The organism is Faecalicatena contorta (genome assembly GCF_022835095.1).
Taxonomy (GTDB): domain Bacteria; phylum Bacillota; class Clostridia; order Lachnospirales; family Lachnospiraceae; genus Faecalicatena; species Faecalicatena contorta.
Map to the genome: position 1 here is coordinate 2,661,384 of NZ_BQNQ01000001.1, position 16,955 is coordinate 2,678,338.

At 46.8% G+C, this 16,955-nt stretch carries 15 protein-coding genes; 3 read left to right on the forward strand and 12 right to left on the reverse strand.

Features of this window, described 5'->3' with window-relative positions; translation table 11 throughout:
• Positions 1-11 precede the first annotated feature (11 nt).
• From rplT to infC, 3 genes are all read right to left on the reverse strand, one after another.
• Entirely contained in the window at positions 12-368 is a 357-nt protein-coding gene (rplT, locus tag MWG26_RS11860) for a 50S ribosomal protein L20 (protein WP_025657355.1), read from the reverse strand.
• Positions 369-399: 31 nt separating this feature from the next.
• The gene (rpmI, locus tag MWG26_RS11865) at positions 400-597 is read right to left on the reverse strand and encodes a 50S ribosomal protein L35 (RefSeq protein WP_009004123.1); all 198 of its coding nucleotides are present in this window, start codon (positions 595-597) and stop codon (positions 400-402) included.
• Between the two features lie 61 nt (positions 598-658).
• On the reverse strand, positions 659-1,153 hold the full coding sequence (gene infC, locus MWG26_RS11870) for a translation initiation factor IF-3 (protein ID WP_025657354.1): 495 nt from the start codon (positions 1,151-1,153) through the stop codon (positions 659-661).
• Positions 1,154-1,495: 342 nt separating this feature from the next.
• On the opposite strand from infC, the gene MWG26_RS11875 reads away from it, so the two are divergent.
• A complete protein-coding gene (locus MWG26_RS11875) occupies positions 1,496-2,842 on the forward strand; it encodes a sodium-dependent transporter (protein WP_025657353.1) in 1,347 nt (448 codons plus the stop codon).
• Between the two features lie 88 nt (positions 2,843-2,930).
• Positions 2,931-4,289 (forward strand): sodium-dependent transporter, encoded by a 1,359-nt coding sequence (locus MWG26_RS11880; protein ID WP_025657352.1) that lies wholly within the window; start codon positions 2,931-2,933, stop codon positions 4,287-4,289.
• 548 nt (positions 4,290-4,837) lie between these two features.
• Here the strand turns inward: MWG26_RS11880 and MWG26_RS11885 are convergent.
• Positions 4,838-5,701, reverse strand: coding sequence for a DegV family protein (locus MWG26_RS11885; protein WP_025657351.1), 864 nt, complete (start codon positions 5,699-5,701; stop codon positions 4,838-4,840).
• Positions 5,702-5,719: 18 nt separating this feature from the next.
• Entirely contained in the window at positions 5,720-7,039 is a 1,320-nt protein-coding gene (locus tag MWG26_RS11890; protein WP_044927337.1) for an MATE family efflux transporter, read from the reverse strand.
• Positions 7,040-7,349: 310 nt separating this feature from the next.
• Here MWG26_RS11890 and MWG26_RS11895 point away from each other — a divergent pair, with 310 nt between their 5' ends.
• Positions 7,350-8,231 (forward strand): CPBP family intramembrane glutamic endopeptidase, encoded by an 882-nt coding sequence (locus MWG26_RS11895; protein WP_081733184.1) that lies wholly within the window; start codon positions 7,350-7,352, stop codon positions 8,229-8,231.
• Between the two features lie 82 nt (positions 8,232-8,313).
• On the opposite strand, the gene MWG26_RS11900 is transcribed toward MWG26_RS11895, so the two are convergent.
• The 7 genes from MWG26_RS11900 to xylB all read right to left on the reverse strand — a co-directional run bounded on the left by MWG26_RS11900 (position 8,314) and on the right by xylB (position 16,954).
• A complete protein-coding gene (locus MWG26_RS11900; RefSeq protein ID WP_025657348.1) occupies positions 8,314-9,681 on the reverse strand; it encodes a spore germination protein in 1,368 nt (455 codons plus the stop codon).
• Positions 9,682-9,838: 157 nt separating this feature from the next.
• Positions 9,839-10,360 (reverse strand): dCTP deaminase/dUTPase family protein, encoded by a 522-nt coding sequence (locus MWG26_RS11905; RefSeq protein WP_025657347.1) that lies wholly within the window; start codon positions 10,358-10,360, stop codon positions 9,839-9,841.
• A gap of 81 nt (positions 10,361-10,441) precedes the next feature.
• Complete coding sequence (nrdG, locus tag MWG26_RS11910; protein WP_025657346.1) at positions 10,442-10,933, reverse strand: anaerobic ribonucleoside-triphosphate reductase activating protein; 492 nt, start codon at positions 10,931-10,933, stop codon at positions 10,442-10,444.
• 1 nt (position 10,934) lies between these two features.
• Positions 10,935-13,055: an anaerobic ribonucleoside-triphosphate reductase gene (nrdD, locus tag MWG26_RS11915; protein ID WP_025657345.1), complete on the reverse strand. Its 2,121-nt coding sequence runs from the start codon at positions 13,053-13,055 to the stop codon at positions 10,935-10,937.
• A 199-nt stretch (positions 13,056-13,254) separates the two neighbouring features.
• Entirely contained in the window at positions 13,255-14,271 is a 1,017-nt protein-coding gene (locus MWG26_RS11920; protein WP_025657344.1) for an alpha-hydroxy-acid oxidizing protein, read from the reverse strand.
• Between the two features lie 130 nt (positions 14,272-14,401).
• On the reverse strand, positions 14,402-15,427 hold the full coding sequence (locus tag MWG26_RS11925) for a GntR family transcriptional regulator (protein ID WP_025657343.1): 1,026 nt from the start codon (positions 15,425-15,427) through the stop codon (positions 14,402-14,404).
• A 48-nt stretch (positions 15,428-15,475) separates the two neighbouring features.
• On the reverse strand, positions 15,476-16,954 hold the full coding sequence (gene xylB, locus MWG26_RS11930) for a xylulokinase (protein ID WP_117441180.1): 1,479 nt from the start codon (positions 16,952-16,954) through the stop codon (positions 15,476-15,478).
• Between the last annotated feature and the right edge of the window lies 1 nt (position 16,955).

Genomic DNA, 16,955 nt, shown 5'->3' on the forward strand with positions numbered 1-16,955 from the left:
GTATTATTTTACTATGCAATCTTTGCTTTTGCAACCTCTGCCAGTGTAGCGAAACCTTCTTTGTCGCTTACTGCCAGTTCAGCCAGCATCTTTCTATTCATATCCACTTCAGCCAGTTTCAGTCCATGCATAAACTTGCTGTATGACAATCCATTCATTCTTGCTGCTGCATTGATACGCGCGATCCATAACTGTCTCATCTGACGTTTGCGCTGTTTTCTTCCTGCATAAGATGATGTAAGCGCTCTCATTACAGACTGTTTTGCAACTCTGTACTGTTTGGAACGTGCTCCTCTGTATCCTTTTGCTAACTTTAAGGTTCTATTATGTTTTTTTCTAGCGTTCATACCGCCTTTAACTCTTGCCATTTCTTAATCCTCCTTCATCAACTTCCAAATCTTACAGATATGGTAATACTTTCTTCATGTTTTTTACATTTGTAGCATCTGTGATAGCCGGGTGTCTGAGATTTCTTTTTCTCTTTGTAGACTTCTTTGTTAAGATATGGCTCTTATATGCTTTATTTCTTTTCAGTTTTCCTGTACCTGTTACTTTGAAGCGCTTTGCTGCCGCTCTATTCGTTTTGATTTTTGGCATGATGTATTTCCTCCTTCATTGTGCGTTTACTGAGTGTATAAACACCCGTAATAATATATTTTTAACGTTTTTCAGTTAAAACTATGCTCATGCTTCTTCCTTCAAGTTTTGCAGGTTTCTCAATAACCGCAATATCTGAAAGCATCCGTGCAAAATCGTCCAGAACATGTCTGCTCTGCTGTATATGAGCCATCTCTCTTCCACGGAAACGCAGTGTCACTTTGACTTTATTACCTTTTGCGATGAACTTCTTTGCATTGTTAACCTTTGTATTTAGGTCATTCGTATCGATATTAGGTGACAGACGCACTTCCTTTAACTCGACAGTCTTCTGTTTTTTCTTAGCTTCCTTGTCTTTTTGTGTCTGCTCGTATTTAAATTTGCCATAATCAATAATCTTGCAGACCGGCGGTTTCGCCATCGGTGCAATCTTCACCAAATCAAGTTCCGCATCCATGGCCATCTTCAGGGCCTCTCTGGATGACATAATCCCTAACTGTTCCCCATCCTCACTAACCAGACGAACTTCTTTGTCTCTGATCTGCTCATTAATCATTAAATCGCTAATTGTTGTATACCTCCATCAAATGAATTTCCTTCAGGTTCTTCCGCGATAGCAAATTGTTTCATAGGATCTGATTTCCTATAAAATTAAAAAAACGAGTGAACATCTCCACCCGTATATTGACATACACAGCCAATGACCGTGTAAATGTTTCAATATCAAACCAATAGTCACCCGATTGTGCTATGGTGAGAGTGGATACTCTACTTTATTTTTTGCCTCACGCAGATTATAATTTATCATATTTTCAGGTAAATGTCAATAGATTTCCTCTTAATTTTTCCATTAATCTATGTTATAATATTGCTACTTTTACAGAAAAGAGGAATGACTATGAGTAGTTTACAGCAAAATGGGGCAAAGAGCAAGCCGTCAGAGGACAAATTCAAAAATAAATGGGGATTTATCATTGCCTGTATCGGGAGTTCCGTGGGCATGGCCAATATCTGGCTCTTTCCCTATCGGATCGGAGAATTCGGCGGATTTGCATTTTTAATTCCTTATATCCTATTTGTTGTGCTGATCGGCCTTACCGGAGTGATTGGTGAGATGGCTTTCGGGCGCGCAATGCAGTCCGGACCGTTGGGCGCTTTCAAAAAGGGATTTGCGCAGAGAAATGCACCGGGTCTTGGAAGCCTGGTGGGGCTGATTCCGGTCATCGGCTCCCTTGGAATCGCCATCGGATATAGTGTTGTCATCGGATGGATCCTGCGTTTTCTTTTCTCTTCTATAACAGGGGACATTCTGGGTTCCAGGGAACCGGGAGAGGTTTTCGGAGCGCTGGCGCAGGATTTCGGAAGTATACCCTGGCATTTTCTGGGACTTTTGATTGTCCTGGTCTGTATGTCCTTTGGCATCTCACACGGAATCGAAAAAATCAATAAAGTCATGATGCCTGCATTCTTTATACTGTTTATCTTTCTTGCAGTACGCGTTGCCATGCTGCCCGGATCATTTTCGGGATATGCTTATTTATTCAAACCGGACTGGGGAGCCATGTCCAATCCAAAGACCTGGGTTTTTGCAATGGGCCAGGCATTCTTCTCCCTTTCTCTTGCGGGCAGCGGCACGGTTGTATACGGAAGCTACCTGAAAAAGGACGTGGACATCATCAGCTGTGCAAAAAATGTGGCTGTCTTTGATACGCTGGCCGCGCTTCTGGCAGGAATCGTTATTATCCCGGCAGTTTTCGCTTACGGCATGTCTCCCGATTCCGGTCCCGGGCTTCTATTTGTTACGATCCCTGCAGTCATCAGGAGTCTGCCTTTCGGCCGCCTGTTTGCAGTGGTATTCTTTTTTGCGGTACTCTGTGCAGGGGTTACCTCCCTGATGAACCTTCTGGAAAGCCCTGTGGAAGCTCTGCAGAGCCGTTTTGGATTTTCCCGTGTAAAGTCGATTGCCATCATCGGAGTGATCACACTCGGCATCGGTATCTTTGTAGAAGGTGACCTGCTCAGCATCTGGATGGATACCATATCGATCTATGTTATTCCGCTCGGCGCCCTTCTGGCAGGAATCACGATGTTCTGGGTCTGCCGCAGAGGTTTTGCCCTGGAATCTGTTCAGGCGGGCAGAAAGAAAAGGGTCGGCAAATGGTTCGAACCCATGACCAGATATGTATTCTGCGGTGTTGCCGTTCTTGTATATATTCTTGGAATTTTTTACGGTGGAATTGGTTAATTCCACTTGTCAACAGCCGCGCTTCATGTCATAATATAGCCATTAGTGTCTAATATTACGGGTCAAAATGAGGAGGTTTTTTTATCAAATGAACGAAAACAGAAGTAACTTCACGAGCAAAATCGGCTTTATTCTGGCTGCCGCCGGTTCTGCTGTAGGTCTCGGAAACATATGGCGTTTCCCATATCTCGTAGCCAAATATGGCGGAGGAACATTTTTATTATGCTATATTATCCTTGCTATAACTTTTGGTTTTACTCTTATGGTTGCCGAAATTGCTCTCGGCCGCAAGACAGGCCTGAGTGCAATCGGAGCTTTTAAAAAGCTCGATAAGCGTTTTGGATTTCTCGGAGTCCTGGCCGCTGTCGTACCGATCATCATACTGCCTTACTATTCTGTTATCGGCGGATGGGTTATCAAGTATTTTGCTACTTTTGTAACAGGGGGAACAAAAGCTGCCGCAGGAGATGACTATTTTACCACATTTATCGGCGGAGTCAAGAGCCCGATACTATGGTTTGCATTATTCGTTGTTTTCACGGCTGTTGTTGTTATTTTAGGTGTTGAAAAGGGAATTGAAACTGTCAGTAAGTTCCTGATGCCGGTACTCGTTGTCCTGACCATCGGTATCTCAATCTACGTTTTAACAATGGACGGAGCCATGGAAGGCCTCAAATATTACATTATGCCCCACATGTCCGACTTTTCGGTCAAGACATTGCTTGCAGCCATGGGGCAGCTCTTCTATTCCATGTCACTTGCAATGGGCATTATGATTACTTATGGATCTTACATGAAAAAATCTACCAGCTTGGAGGGCTCCGTGCGGCAGATCGAAATATTCGATACCGGTATCGCATTCTTTGCCGGGCTCATGATCGTTCCAGCCGTATTTATCTTTTCCGGCGGGGATCAGTCCGCCCTCAGCGCAGGCCCCGGACTTATGTTCATTACACTGCCCAAGGTATTTGCTAGTATGCCAATGGGAGGATTTGTAGGAACCGTATTCTTTATACTGGTATTCTTTGCCGCAGTAACCTCAGCCATTTCCTTGATGGAAACAATCGTCTCCATCCTGATGGACCGGTTCAAGTGGAAAAGAAAGTTCACTTGTATCATTGTAGTAATCTACGTACTGCTGATGGGAATCCCCTCTTCCCTCGGATTCGGAGTCTGGGATTTCATCCAGCCCATCGGAATGTCTATACTGGACTTCTGGGACTTTTTGAGCAACAGCGTCCTAATGCCGATCGTAGCACTCTTCACCTGTATCTTTGTTGGTTTTTTCATCAAACCCAAAACCATCATCGAAGAGGCATCCGCAGAAGGCGCAGCCTTTAAAAGTAAAAAACTTTTCACAGTCATGATAAAATGGATCGCGCCTATCTTACTGGTACTTATACTAATAAGCTCCGTAATGAATGCCTTAGGGATTATGAGTCTCTAGGGAGAGCTCCAGAAGAGGTCGCTAAGTGAAAGACGGGTGTGGGGGACGGGGGGCAGTGGATCTTTTTGAATACACGGAACGAAATTATACCGGTAGGCTATGCATATGTCTCTGTCAGTTAACAAAACAACAGGTATTTATGTTACGTGTATCCAAAAAAGATCCACTGCCCCCGTCTCAGAGCCCCACTAGAGGTGAGGATTGATCTGCCTTGATGCGTCCAGCCTGCCTGGAATGTGGAGCGGGATGTCCCGGGATAAAAAAGGATGGGGGCTGGATGCGTAGAGACCGCGGTTAGAAGTCCTTACGTAAAAGAAGCCGTCCATGAGGGCTGGGAAGTGATTTTCCAAAATCACTTCCCAGTACAACCTAAGACGGGAAAGCATCAGGCTTTCCCGTTGCATGTTGTACGTGCCCTCATGGACGGTTTCTTTTGCGTTAGAACTTCTCCGCGGACGGGTCGCATCCAGCCCCCATCCTTTTTTATCCCGGGACATCCCGCTCCACATTCCAGGCAGGCGTCCCCATACCAGCCACATCCCCTCGCACTAACGCTCTTCCCCCATGTAGAAGATGGCTACGACTCCCGGCCCTGTATGGCTTCCAATTACGGTTCCGATATTGTTGATCAAAACTTCCTTGGCTCCGAGTTTTTCTTTTGCCAGTTCTGCCACGTACTCTGCTTCTTCGATGCAGTCTCCGTGTGTGATCATAACCATGTCATTGTCCCAGCCCTGGGCTCTCTCTGCGGCCATTTCTACAATCTTGTTCAGCGAACGCTTGCGGCCCCGCTCTTTTGCGATTACCTGCAGCTTGCCCTCGTTGTCTACGTGGATGATCGGCTTGATCTTGACCATGGTACCTACGATTGCCGTGGCCTTTGATACGCGTCCGCCTTTGTGCAGATGATGCAGGTCGTCTACGGTTACATTGTGGCAGATATGCAGCTTGTTCTCTTCTACCCACTGTGCGATCTCATCGATATTCCTGCCCGAAGCCTTCTGTTGCAGCACTTTGTAGAGGAGAAGGCCTTCTCCCAGGCATGCACAGAGTGTATCAATGATGATGACCTTGGCTTCCGGATACTTTTCCGCCAGCTCTTCCCCTGCAATCCTCATACTGTTGTACGTGCCGCTCAGGCCCGATGAGAATCCCAGATGGAGTATGTCTTTTCCTTCTTTTAAAAATGGCTCCAGAGCTGCCTTGGCTTCATCCGGATTCACCTGGGAGGTTACGGACATATGCCCCTCTCTCAACTTTGCAAAAAATTCTTTGCCGGTGAGACCATACATATCTGTATAGGTTTCCCCGTCGATTGTATATTTTAAAGGAACAACCGGTACATTCCTCTCTTCTAACCATTTTCTTGGCAAGTCTACCGTACTGTTAACTGTAATTATAAATTCTCTCATATCCTTCCCTCCTGAAATTTAAGCTTTACCTATCATATCATTTTTTTCGTCAGAACGCAAAATCTTTTTGGCCGTAAGGAAAAAGAGAAGTGCTGAGATCGCCACGGAAGTAAAATCAGCTATCGGTTCGGCTCTGTAGATTCCTATGACTCCCATGAACTTCGGAAGGATAATGGCAAGTGGTATCAGCAGGATCACCTTACGCAAAAGCGCAATGATTAGTGAGACTTTTGCCTGGCCCAGAGCCAGGAATGTGGTCTGGCACGCCATTTGGATTCCAAACACCGTAATTCCGAGGAAATATACCGGCATTACCTTACAAGTCAGCGCGATCAGTTCCTGATTGCCTGTAAACAGTCTGGCGTATATTGCCGGATTTATGACAGCAAGCCCGGCCAATAGGACCGTGGCAGACAAACATATTACGATCATCCGGACAAATGCACCTCTTACTCTTTCCAGCTTTCCGGCGCCGTAATTATAGCTCATGATCGGCTGCACTCCCTGGGCCGCTCCCTGCACGGGAATTACAATCAGCTGCATGATGCTTGACATAATGGACATGGTGCCCACGTACAAATCCCCGCCGTATTTCTGAAGACCGGAATTCAAGGTAATCATCACGAGGCTCTCCGTGCTCTGCATGATAAAAGGAGATACACCGAGCGCCGCTATGCTCCCCACTGTTCTCGCATTCAGACGTATATACTGTCTGCGGATACGAATGACGCTTTTCTTTGAAGTCAGAAACCATATCACCCAAAGGGCGCTTACCGCCTGGGAAATGATGGTGGCAAGAGCTGCACCCCGCACGCCCATTCCTGCAGCAAAGATCAGGATCGGATCCAGCACGATATTAATCACAGCCCCAATCAGCACGGAAAACATGGCGATCCTGGCATTCCCCTGGCCGCTTATAAACGTATTAAGCCCCACGGCGAACTGTACAAATATGGTTCCGATCAAATAAATACTTATGTACTGTTCCGCATAAACGATGGTTGTTTCGCTGGCGCCAAATGCATATAATATAGGTGTTTTAAATATCAAAAATCCGACTGTCAGAATCACCGAAAAAATCAACAGCAATCCCACGCAATTACCCAGAATCTTTTCGGCCCCTTCGTAATTTTTCTTTCCCAGTTGTATGGATGCCAGCGGTGCACCGCCCATGCCTGCAAATGCACTGAAGGCCGCGATCACCATTAGAATTGGAAAGGTGACCCCTACTCCGGTCAGTGCCATGTCGCCATAGCCATGAATATGCCCTATATAAATACGGTCTACAATATTATAGAGGACATTGATAATCTGGGCTGCCACTGCCGGAACCGCCATCTCGGCAATCAATTTTCCAAGCGGCGCACTGCCCAGCCTCTCGTCCTTTCCTGGATTACCAGCACTGTCTGCTTTTTCAATTTCCCTGTTCTCTTCCAACTAAAACTACCTCTTTTCTTCACATGATTTTCTACATGCCTCTGCCCCGCCAAACCGGCTTTTAAGGTCTAGGCTGATTCCGGCTAAGAAGCTGTGCTGTAAACCGGAACAATGAATATAGTATAACACACTAACATTCCGGATTCTATATGGAACTTCTTATTAGCCTGTGGTATACTAAAGTCTAAAACAAAAATCTATTCTTTAAAATATGCTTTATAAAAGGAGGTCGATTCTCATTAAAAACATACTAAAAAAAGCCGGTTACTTTCTTATGGCCCTGCTTCCGCTGGCAGCCGCCTTCGCAATCCAGCTCTTTGCCAGCCTGATCTGCTCCTTATGTCAGGCTCTTTATATGCATTTCTTTTCTACGGGGGGTTTTGACATAGACGCGTTTGGTTACATCTTACTTGATTCCGGCTTTAATACTAAAATTATGCTCTTATACAGCGCGGTTACCATCCTGCTTCTCGGAACATGGTATCGCATCGCAGCGGTTCCCAAAGGGATGCTGCGGCGCCGGCTGGGACAGATTTTCAACGCCAGGATGCTGCTGGCATGTTTCATCCTGATGGTTTCCATGCAGTACATTGCTTCATATCTAATTATTGTGATTGCTAATTTCCGGCCTGACTGGTACGAAAGCTATAACCAGCTGTTTGAGAGCGCCGGCATGAACGATATGACGGTGCTTCTGACCGTTTATACTGTAATTCTTGCGCCTGTCTGTGAAGAACTGATTTTCCGTGGACTGATGCTTCATTTTTTTCGGAAGGCACTCCCTTTCTGGGCCGCCAATCTGTTACAGGCAGTTCTCTTTGGCGTCTATCATATGAATCTGATACAGGGGATTTATGCATTTTTAATAGGAATTATTTTGGGATGCATTTTAAAATTGGGGAGAAGTATCTATCCTGCTATTCTGTTTCATATCCTGTTCAATCTATTCGGCAGCTATCTGGACTTTTTAGTTGTTTACACAAGCAGCCCCCTTCTCTTTATTATGGTGGCAGCTGCGGCAGTTCTTCTGACAGCCGCCGGGCTTCGCCTGTATAAAAAGGGAGCTGATATGAGAGAGATACAGCGAAGGTGATAAAACGGTATGCCCTGCCTTTCCCATATTGCTTCGGAAAGAACAGGGCATTGATTTTCAGGATGCTTTACCGCTGATTCTGCTACTGTAGTTTTATATTAAGATAGTTTCTTCCGGATAACGTCTTATTAAATGCCAGGAAGCATACGATCAGAATGCATCCGATCACAAACCCAACGGCGTTGAAGCAGGCAGTCAGTATCAGCAGCAAAAGCCGCATGAATTTTAGTGCATACCCCAGTTCAAAGTTGGGCTGCGTATAGTTTGCTACCGCAACAAAAGCCATATAGAGCATCACCTCTGAATTAAACCAGCCTGACTTTACCGAGAATTCGCCCATGACAAGACCCGCTATTACACTGAGCGGCGTGCTGAGCATACTCGGTGTATTCAGTGCCGCAAGCCGCAGGCCGTCAATCGATAGTTCCAGTATTAAAAGCTGGAATATGAGCGGGATATTGACCGTATCTTTTACCGCAACAAATGCAAACACATCCGGCAGCCAGTTCGGGTTCTGCATAAACAGCAGAAAAACAGGAGTCAGAAACACCGTGAGTATGGTGATCAGCGCCCGGGATATTTTGAGGTAAACCCCTGTAAGGGTAGGAAAGTAGTAATCATTTGCCTCCTCAATCATATCAAATATGGAAGTGGGCAGTATCATTGCGGAAGGCGAATTGTCCACCATTATTACGACCTTTCCCTCCAGCAGGCAGGCAGCAGCTGTATCCGGCCGCTCCGTAAACTTGAATTTTGGAAATGGATTGAACCATTTTCGCTTAAACATGGCATCTGCCAGGCTCTGCTGATTCATCCTCAGATCATCCAGCTTCAGGTTCTTGATTCTCTCCTGCACATTCTTAAGCAGTTCCTGGTCTACGCGGTCAGACATGTAACAGAGAGCGATATCCGTTCTGCTTGTCTGCCCGGCTTCTACCATTTCCATAATCAGATGGGGGTCACGGATCCTCCTGCGCATCAGTGCCGTATTGAACACGATTGTTTCTACAAAGCCATCCCTCGATCCCCTGAGAGACTTATCCTTGTCCGGTTCTTCAACGCTTCTGGCGGGATAAGTGCGGCAGTCGATCGCAATACACACCTCATATCCATCAATAAACAGACATGTTACGCCCGAAAGTATATTTCGAAGTACCTGGTCAAAATCTCCGATAATGTCGACCTCCACATAGGGAATACACTGCTGGGCAAATGCGGTGGCGTCCTCAGGCATAGCATCCGCCTGAATTCCGAAAAATGAGGTCATGATCTTCAGCATGGTCTCATCTTTCGTAAATCCATCTATAAAATAAAAACTTGCCTTTTTTCCTCCTATGAGCATATCCCGTTGAATGACATCAAAGCTTTCCTGAACCGGCAGAACCTGATTCATATATTCTATATTTTCTTGGAAGGAGCTGCTGACTTTTTTCGTATTTTTCTCAATCATGGAATCTCTACCCTTTCTCTTTTACTGTCCTTTGGAAACAGATAATCTCTATGGTTAGAATCCCCGGTTCTTCCTGATTTATGCAATCGATTAAAAAGAGCGCGTCCTATGAATTGGTTTCCCATCATAAAACGTGCTCTTGATATCTGCTTTTTTATCAAAGATTTTTCTTTGTTGTACTTCCAAAACCACCGTTCCTGGTCTCGGTGGCATCATCATCGACAGTAATGCCGTATTCGGTGAATATCCCCTGCATGAAGCCTTCGCCTCTGCCTATATCGACGACCTTTTCTTCGTTCGTGTCATTCGTTATTTTCGAAAAAATATGTCCTTCATTATCAGAGTAGAAGTAATCGCTGTCTATAATTCCTACCGTATTATTCAGCTGCAGCCTATATTTGAAACCCAGGCCGCTTCTCGGATAACACTTGAGAACCCAGGAGTTCTCCATCTCTGCACGGATACCGGTAGGAACCTTGATCGTCTGGCCCGGCTCCAGCACCAGGCGGACAGGGGCATAAAAATCATAGCCCGCAGAACCTGCTGTCGCTCTTCTTGGCAGCTTGATTCCGTCATATATTTCCTGGATATCTGCTTCGTCTTCCAGTCCAAATGTATCGATCCAGTCTTTTTTAAACTGCTCCAGACTCACTTTATGAAATTTGGCAATTCTCTGCATGTTCTTTCTCCTTTGTTAACCTTAATCTGCTGCTCTATCGCAGCCTCCACCGCTGCATATGTATTACGCAGTGCTCTTTGGTTATGAGTCGTGCAACACAATCTGCTGCTTTTTCAGGCTTTCCTGAACGTCAATTACCTTCTGGTTTGCACTGCCCTTCCAGTGCAGCTGCGTATCCTTTTGGTCAATTTCAAACCTTCCGTCTACGATAACATCCAGATATTGCATTACAGGCAGGTCTTTGACCTCTTCCCACTCAAAGCCGGTATACAGCCACTGGGTTTTGTCCGGAAATCTTGCACGTATTTCTTTTGCAAGCGCTGTGATACATTCCCTGCTGGCAGGGAACAGCGGATCTCCGCCGCTGTATGTAATACCGCTAATATAATCTTTTTCCAGCTGTTCAAATAATTCCTGCTTTGTTTCTTCCTCAAAGGGGAGCCCGCCGTCCGGATCCCATGTAACAGGATTGTGGCATTCCCTGCATCCGTGTGAACAGCCCGCTGTCCACAGGACGACCCGCAGTCCATCACCGTTAAGCATGTCATCTTTTGTAATATTGTGATACTGCATGTTACATACTTTTCCTTTCCGCAATCTCTGCCATCTTGGCATCATTAAGTCTTGTATCGCCTTTCACTCTGGAGTAGGACAAATAACCGTTCATCCGGTCTATCTTGGTCAGATTCTTACTTCCGCACACCGGGCACACATCCATATCCAGTTCTTCATGGCCGCAGTCATCGCAGTAAGATAAGGACAAATTGACGCCCTCGTAGTATCCTTTTTCCATCGCTCTTCTGACCAGCGCCTTCACGGCTTCCGTATTGTAGCTGATGGGATACTTCACATACTGAATCTTACCGCCGTTGCTCAGATTCCAGAATCGTCCCTCCAGATCCTGCTTCTCAATCGGAGTGATCTCTTCGCTGACATGGCAGTGAAAGCTGTTGCTTACATATTCCCTGTCGGAAACATTTTCAATAATCCCGTATTTTTTACGGAACTGCTGTACCTGCACCCCACAGAGATTCTCCGCCGGCGTTCCGTAAATCGCGTACAGATGCCCGTCTTCTTTTTTGAATTCATTGACCTTGTCGTTGATGTAATTCAACGTTTCCAGCGCAAATGAGCCGTCTTCTGCAAGGGACTTCTTGTTATGGATCTGCTGCAGTTCATTCAGGGCAGTTATGCCAAATGATGCGGTGGCAGATTTTAACAGTGGCTTGATCTTATCATACAGCCCCAGGTGACCGCCATAGAAGCCGCCTTCACAGTATGCGAGCGGATTCGTGGATGCCTTCATCTCTCCCAGATAATCGTAGGTCCTCTGATGAAGCCTTCTGATCAGGTTCATATAATAATCCAGCACATCGTGGAAGTTCTTACTCTCTTGCTGTGCCTTTGCATAAATCATTGGCAGATGCAGGCTGATGGCTCCAATATTGAACCTTCCTACAAATACCGGTTTATCGTTCTCATCTGCCGGTTCCATACCGCCTCTTTCATACCATGGAGACAGAAATGCACGGCAGCCCATTGGGCTGATGATTTTCCCGTATTTTTTATAGATACTTGGAACATATCCCTCGCCTGTCAGGCTGAGCCAGTCGGGATACATCGTCTTTCGGGAACATTCAATTCCCGCTTCAAATACGTCCTCCAGCGGTTTTCCCGGCCCATGCAGGTTCTCATCGTATAAGAATACAATCTTCGGGAACAATACCGGCTTTTTATGTCCCTCTTTCCCCTGCCCCTTCCGGCGTACTTCCAGCATTTTTTTTGTAGCCAATTTGCCGTATTCGCTGGTTCGTGTACCTGCACTCACGGTAATAAAAGGATAGTCTCCCCTGCTTGAGGATACGGAATTAAACTTATATTCCCATCCCTGGAAACCCTGCTCCATCTCTTTTTCCAGGTCAGCCCAGGCAACCTCCTGCACCTTATCCTCCGGTAGTCCCAGGTTTCTATATTTCTCAATCAGTTTATTGTGCGATTTTTCTGCGTAGGGCTCCAGAATCTCGTCCACACTCGGCACCGTGAAGCCGCCGTACTGCTGGCTTGCGGCGCTGAGCACGATGTCTCCGATCACATCAAAAGCCGTATCCAGTGTCTTTGGCTCATTGTACCAGAGATTTCCCATCTCAAACCCGCCGTTTAACACGCTCTTCACATCAAAGAGGCAGCAGTTCATGGTGTCTCTTCTGGCAGACATATCATGTATGTAGATGTACCCTTCCCTGATCGCCTGTATCTCCTCAACGGTCAGGAAAAACTTCTTATATAACTCCTTATTCAATTCGTTGAAAATCAGGCTTCTTTTTGTGGAAACAAGGGCGCTGTCTGTATTGCTGTTCTCTTTGTCTCCAATGTACATAATAGACTGGCTCTTTTTATAAACCTCGTCCAGCATCTGTACAAAGTCCTGCTTATAATTCCGATAATCCCTGTAGCTCTTCGCGACAACCGGATTCACTTTCTCCAGCGCCCCCTCCACTACATTGTGCATCTCAGCGATCGGGATGTCCGTTATAGCCATGGACTGTACCTTTTCTTCCACAAAGCGGCAGATATAATCCAGTTCTTCATCCGTAAACTTGATGAGTGCGCGGTAGGCCGATTTGTTCACCGCAACAACCACTTTATGCACGTTAAAATCTTCTTTTGTTCCGTCCTTTTTTACTACATGCATCATGATGTCTTCTTCCTTTCCTGTTGTCATTTATTCTATATTTAGTATTCACTGCGCAATTCGCAAACTATATCCTGTGCCGTACAAACAATACTACCACTATAGAGCCTGCATCGTCAATACAAAATCTTTCACAAAAAAGGAGGAGGATAACGAATGAAATTTTGTTAAAAAATAAACTGGTAACTTCTGGAAACAATGTTTAGTTCCAGATCATATCACGCCGGATATCTGATAGAGTGAACGCCCCACACATAGACATGGTATCTTTTAGCTCTGCTTCAATCCTGTTGATATACGCTTTGACACCGTCTTCCTCGCCGCCGTATACCGCGGTCACGAATGGACGGGCAATCAGGACAGCGTCTGCCCCGAGTGCAAGTGCTTTAAATACATCGATCCCTGTCCGGATTCCTCCGTCAACAAAAATCGTCATCTCTCCCTTCACTGCTTCGACAATAGACGGCAGAACCTCCGCCGTTGACGGACACTGATCCAGCACGCGTCCCCCATGGTTCGATACAACGATCCCCTGGACCCCTGCTTCCTTTGCCTTAAGAGCCGCCCTGGGTGTCATAATACCCTTTAAGATAAACGGGATCTCGGCAATCTTCACGATCTCTTTCAACTCCTTCACAGACTTGCTTCCTGCAGGAGGATTCAGATTCTGCAGAAAGGGAAGGCCTGCCGCATCGATATCCATTGCCACTGCAAATGCGCCTGACTTCTTCACAAGCTCCATCTTTTCTCTGATTGTACCCATATCCCACGGCTTAACAGTGGGAATGCCCATGCCGTCAAGTTTCGTGATCGCTTTTGTGGCTTCTATCATGACATTATAATCTGTCCCGTCACCTGTAAATGCCGCTATCCCATTCTGTGCACAGGCGGAAACCAATATGTCATTATACTCCTGGTCCGAATATTTATCGCCGTAGTGCAGCTTCACAGCGCCCACCGGACCGGCAAAAAACGGGGCGGTGAATTCTTTTCCGAACAATTCGGTCTCTGTCTTCACCTGCTTCTGCCCGCAGAGGGTATCCATATTGATACGGATTTCCTGCCATTTCTGATAGTTTCGTGCTGCGAGGTCACCGACTCCTTTAGATCCCGGTCCCGGCATTGTATTTCTGCACGCAGCTCCATTGCAGGTATTGCATGCCTTACAGTAAGGCCCCATACAAGATCTTGCATTTTTGATTACTTCACTGTACTCCATATTCATTTTCTCCCATTCTAATAGAATTCTGCGGCCATCCGCAGAGACACCCGCAGAGCATATGCTGCGCAATGCCCTGCGGGTACGAATTTTCAAACACGTTATAGTATAGCACTTCTGGATTTATTCATCAATAACAAGTGAGCGTTCCCTCCACCTTACAGAGCTCCGCCTTCCACTCAGACTGTTTCTGGTTCTGCATAGCCAGACAGTAAAAAATCTGTTTCACGCTCCCCTCCAGGTCCTGCCTGTATGTGATAACCTGCCTTCTCCCGGCCTCTGGAAAATCATCAATCCCCGCCACCCGGATCTGCACCTCCTTCAGCCGCCGAACCGAATAGGATACAGCCGCCGCGATTTCCCGGTCACCACAGACAATGGCCTCAGGCAGGGGTTTGTTGTAACGCCTTAGATAATCCAGGACAAATTCGCTTACATGGTGCCTGCATTCCCACGGAAGATGAAGAAAGGGCACATCTTCACCTGTTTCTTTCAGACATGCCTCTTCACGGCATGCGATGCTGTATATATCCCGGCGGTCCCAGCCTGCATAACGGATGTCCCGGCAGCCCTCTTTTTGCAGCTCACCGCAGAGCGTACGCACTGCCTTGCCATTATCCAGCGCTACACAGTCCGCGAAGGGCAGTCCTTTATCTGTATCAAAGAAGACCATGTTCATGCCCAGCGCACGGAGGCGTTTCAGCTTTTCCATGTCCACCGGCAGATCTTCCAGCCATATCACCGTGTTCTGAAGCCCCCGTTTATAAAGGCGGTAGAGACAGTTCTCCAGGGTTTCCGTGCGCGGCTTCTCCACATACAGAATCATGGCCCCCTCCTGCTCCGCATAGGTCTGGATCTGTGCGATAAATTCAGCAAAAAACGGATTCTTCGCTGGAGCTATCAGTACGATCATATCCATACTGCTGGCGGTTCCATAATTGTGGAAACACACCCTCGTCCCGCTTCCAACTTCTCTGACAATCAGATGATCATGCTCCAACAGATCCAGGGACTTCCTAACCGTTACCCTGCTCACCTCCAAAGTCTCCGCCAGTATGCGTTCGGAGGGTATCCTCTTCCCTTCCTGATAGGTTCCGTTAAATATCAGGTCACATATTCTGTTTTTTACGTTGATGTATAAATTTTCTTCACTCATGCAAACAATTATAGTCTTTCTGCATTACTGATGCAATAGAGGTTACTATTAAAATAAATCTTTATTTCTGGGATACAGTTCTTTGTAGATCTGATATCTTTCCTCATATACTTTCTGATTTTCCGGATCCGGCGCTGCCACATCACTGCTGAGCCGGACAATCCAGCCGCATGCCTCTTCAAACGATGCATAACCGCCCGTGCCCACCGCAGCCGTGATGGCAGCCCCCATACAAGCCTGTTCCTGAATCAGGCTTGTATAGATTTCTTTTCCAAACATATCCGCCTGGATCTGACGGAAAAGACGACCTCTTGCACCGCCCCCGGATGCAAGGATACGCTGGAATCCAACCCCCATATCCTGAAAGATTTCCAAAGAGTTTTTCAGCCCGAAGATAATCCCTTCCATTGTGCTGCGTATCAGATCCGCCTTAGTATGGCTCAGTGTCAGGCCATGGTAGATGCCTTTTGCTTCCGGATCATTGTAGGGCGTGCGCTCCCCGCTCAGATAGGGGAGAAAAAGAAGGCCCCTGCTCCCGGCGGGAACCGTCTCGGCCAGGGCTGTCATATCATCGAAGGACTGCATATCCAGAATATTTTTCATCAGCCACTTCAAAGCCACGCCTCCGCTCAGATTGGCGCCCATGAGCATCCACCGGTCTTCTCGTACATGGCAGAAGGTGTTTGTTCTGTAAAGTTTGTCATACAGCGGTGTGCTGACAGCACAGGCCAGCTGGCTGGCCGTCCCAATATTAGCCGACAAAGTTCCCGGTGATATGATACCATTTCCCACCGCCTGCATCAGGCTGTCGCCTCCGCCATATACGAGCTTTGTCCCTGCCTTCAGCCCCGTCAGCCTCTCGCACGCAGCAGTTGACTCCCCAGCCGCCTCATAGGCTTCACGGCACGGTACGAAAAAGCCTCTCTCCAGTCCCAGCCGGTCTATGAAATTCCAAGCCCACTGCCTGCTTTTTGTGTCAAAAATGGCAGTGCTGGAGGCATCGGACATATCTGTGCCCAATTCTCCGCACATTCTGTAACGCAGATAGTCCTTGGGCAGCATTACCTTATCAATAGAATTGTAGACTTCCGGCTCATGCTCTTTCACCCACATCAGCGAGCTGATTAAAAAACCGGTACTCAGGGAATTCAGCGAGATTTGATGATATTCCTCCCTTGGTATGATGGAATATAGATTCTGAATCTCCTGCTGCGAGCGCTGATCGGCCCATATAATCGCATTTCTCAGGGGTTTCCCGTCTCTGCCAATCATAACCAGGCCGTGCATTTGCCCGGAAAAGCCCACGCCTTTGATACAAGCCCTTGCATCCTGATGTTTCTCCAGCAGTGACCTGACCGTGCGCAGGGCTGCATCGCAGAGCAGGTCTATATCCTGCTCCGCGTACTGCTGTTCCCGTTTTATAATTTCATATCCCACCTGTGCGGTCCCCACCGCCCTTCCATTTTCCTCCATAAGAAGAGACTTTACACTGGAGGTTCCCAGATCGATCCCTATATAATACTGCATA

Bases quoted from the DNA above. Each gene is read 5' to 3' on its own strand.
- MWG26_RS11925 (WP_025657343.1), bottom strand. From the start codon at position 15,427: ATGAGTGAAGAAAATTTATACATCAACGTAAAAAACAGAATATGTGAC.
- infC (WP_025657354.1), bottom strand. From the start codon at position 1,153: ATGATTAATGAGCAGATCAGAGACAAAGAAGTTCGTCTGGTTAGTGAG.
- MWG26_RS11880 (WP_025657352.1), top strand. From the start codon at position 2,931: ATGAACGAAAACAGAAGTAACTTCACGAGCAAAATCGGCTTTATTCTG.
- MWG26_RS11890 (WP_044927337.1), bottom strand. From the start codon at position 7,039: ATGGCGGTTCCGGCAGTGGCAGCCCAGATTATCAATGTCCTCTATAAT.
- MWG26_RS11885 (WP_025657351.1), bottom strand. From the start codon at position 5,701: ATGAGAGAATTTATAATTACAGTTAACAGTACGGTAGACTTGCCAAGA.
- rplT (WP_025657355.1), bottom strand. From the start codon at position 368: ATGGCAAGAGTTAAAGGCGGTATGAACGCTAGAAAAAAACATAATAGA.
- rpmI (WP_009004123.1), bottom strand. From the start codon at position 597: ATGCCAAAAATCAAAACGAATAGAGCGGCAGCAAAGCGCTTCAAAGTA.
- MWG26_RS11895 (WP_081733184.1), top strand. From the start codon at position 7,350: ATGCTTTATAAAAGGAGGTCGATTCTCATTAAAAACATACTAAAAAAA.
- nrdD (WP_025657345.1), bottom strand. From the start codon at position 13,055: ATGATGCATGTAGTAAAAAAGGACGGAACAAAAGAAGATTTTAACGTG.
- MWG26_RS11900 (WP_025657348.1), bottom strand. From the start codon at position 9,681: ATGATTGAGAAAAATACGAAAAAAGTCAGCAGCTCCTTCCAAGAAAAT.
- MWG26_RS11875 (WP_025657353.1), top strand. From the start codon at position 1,496: ATGAGTAGTTTACAGCAAAATGGGGCAAAGAGCAAGCCGTCAGAGGAC.
- nrdG (WP_025657346.1), bottom strand. From the start codon at position 10,933: ATGCAGTATCACAATATTACAAAAGATGACATGCTTAACGGTGATGGA.
- MWG26_RS11905 (WP_025657347.1), bottom strand. From the start codon at position 10,360: ATGCAGAGAATTGCCAAATTTCATAAAGTGAGTCTGGAGCAGTTTAAA.
- xylB (WP_117441180.1), bottom strand. From the start codon at position 16,954: ATGCAGTATTATATAGGGATCGATCTGGGAACCTCCAGTGTAAAGTCT.
- MWG26_RS11920 (WP_025657344.1), bottom strand. From the start codon at position 14,271: ATGGAGTACAGTGAAGTAATCAAAAATGCAAGATCTTGTATGGGGCCT.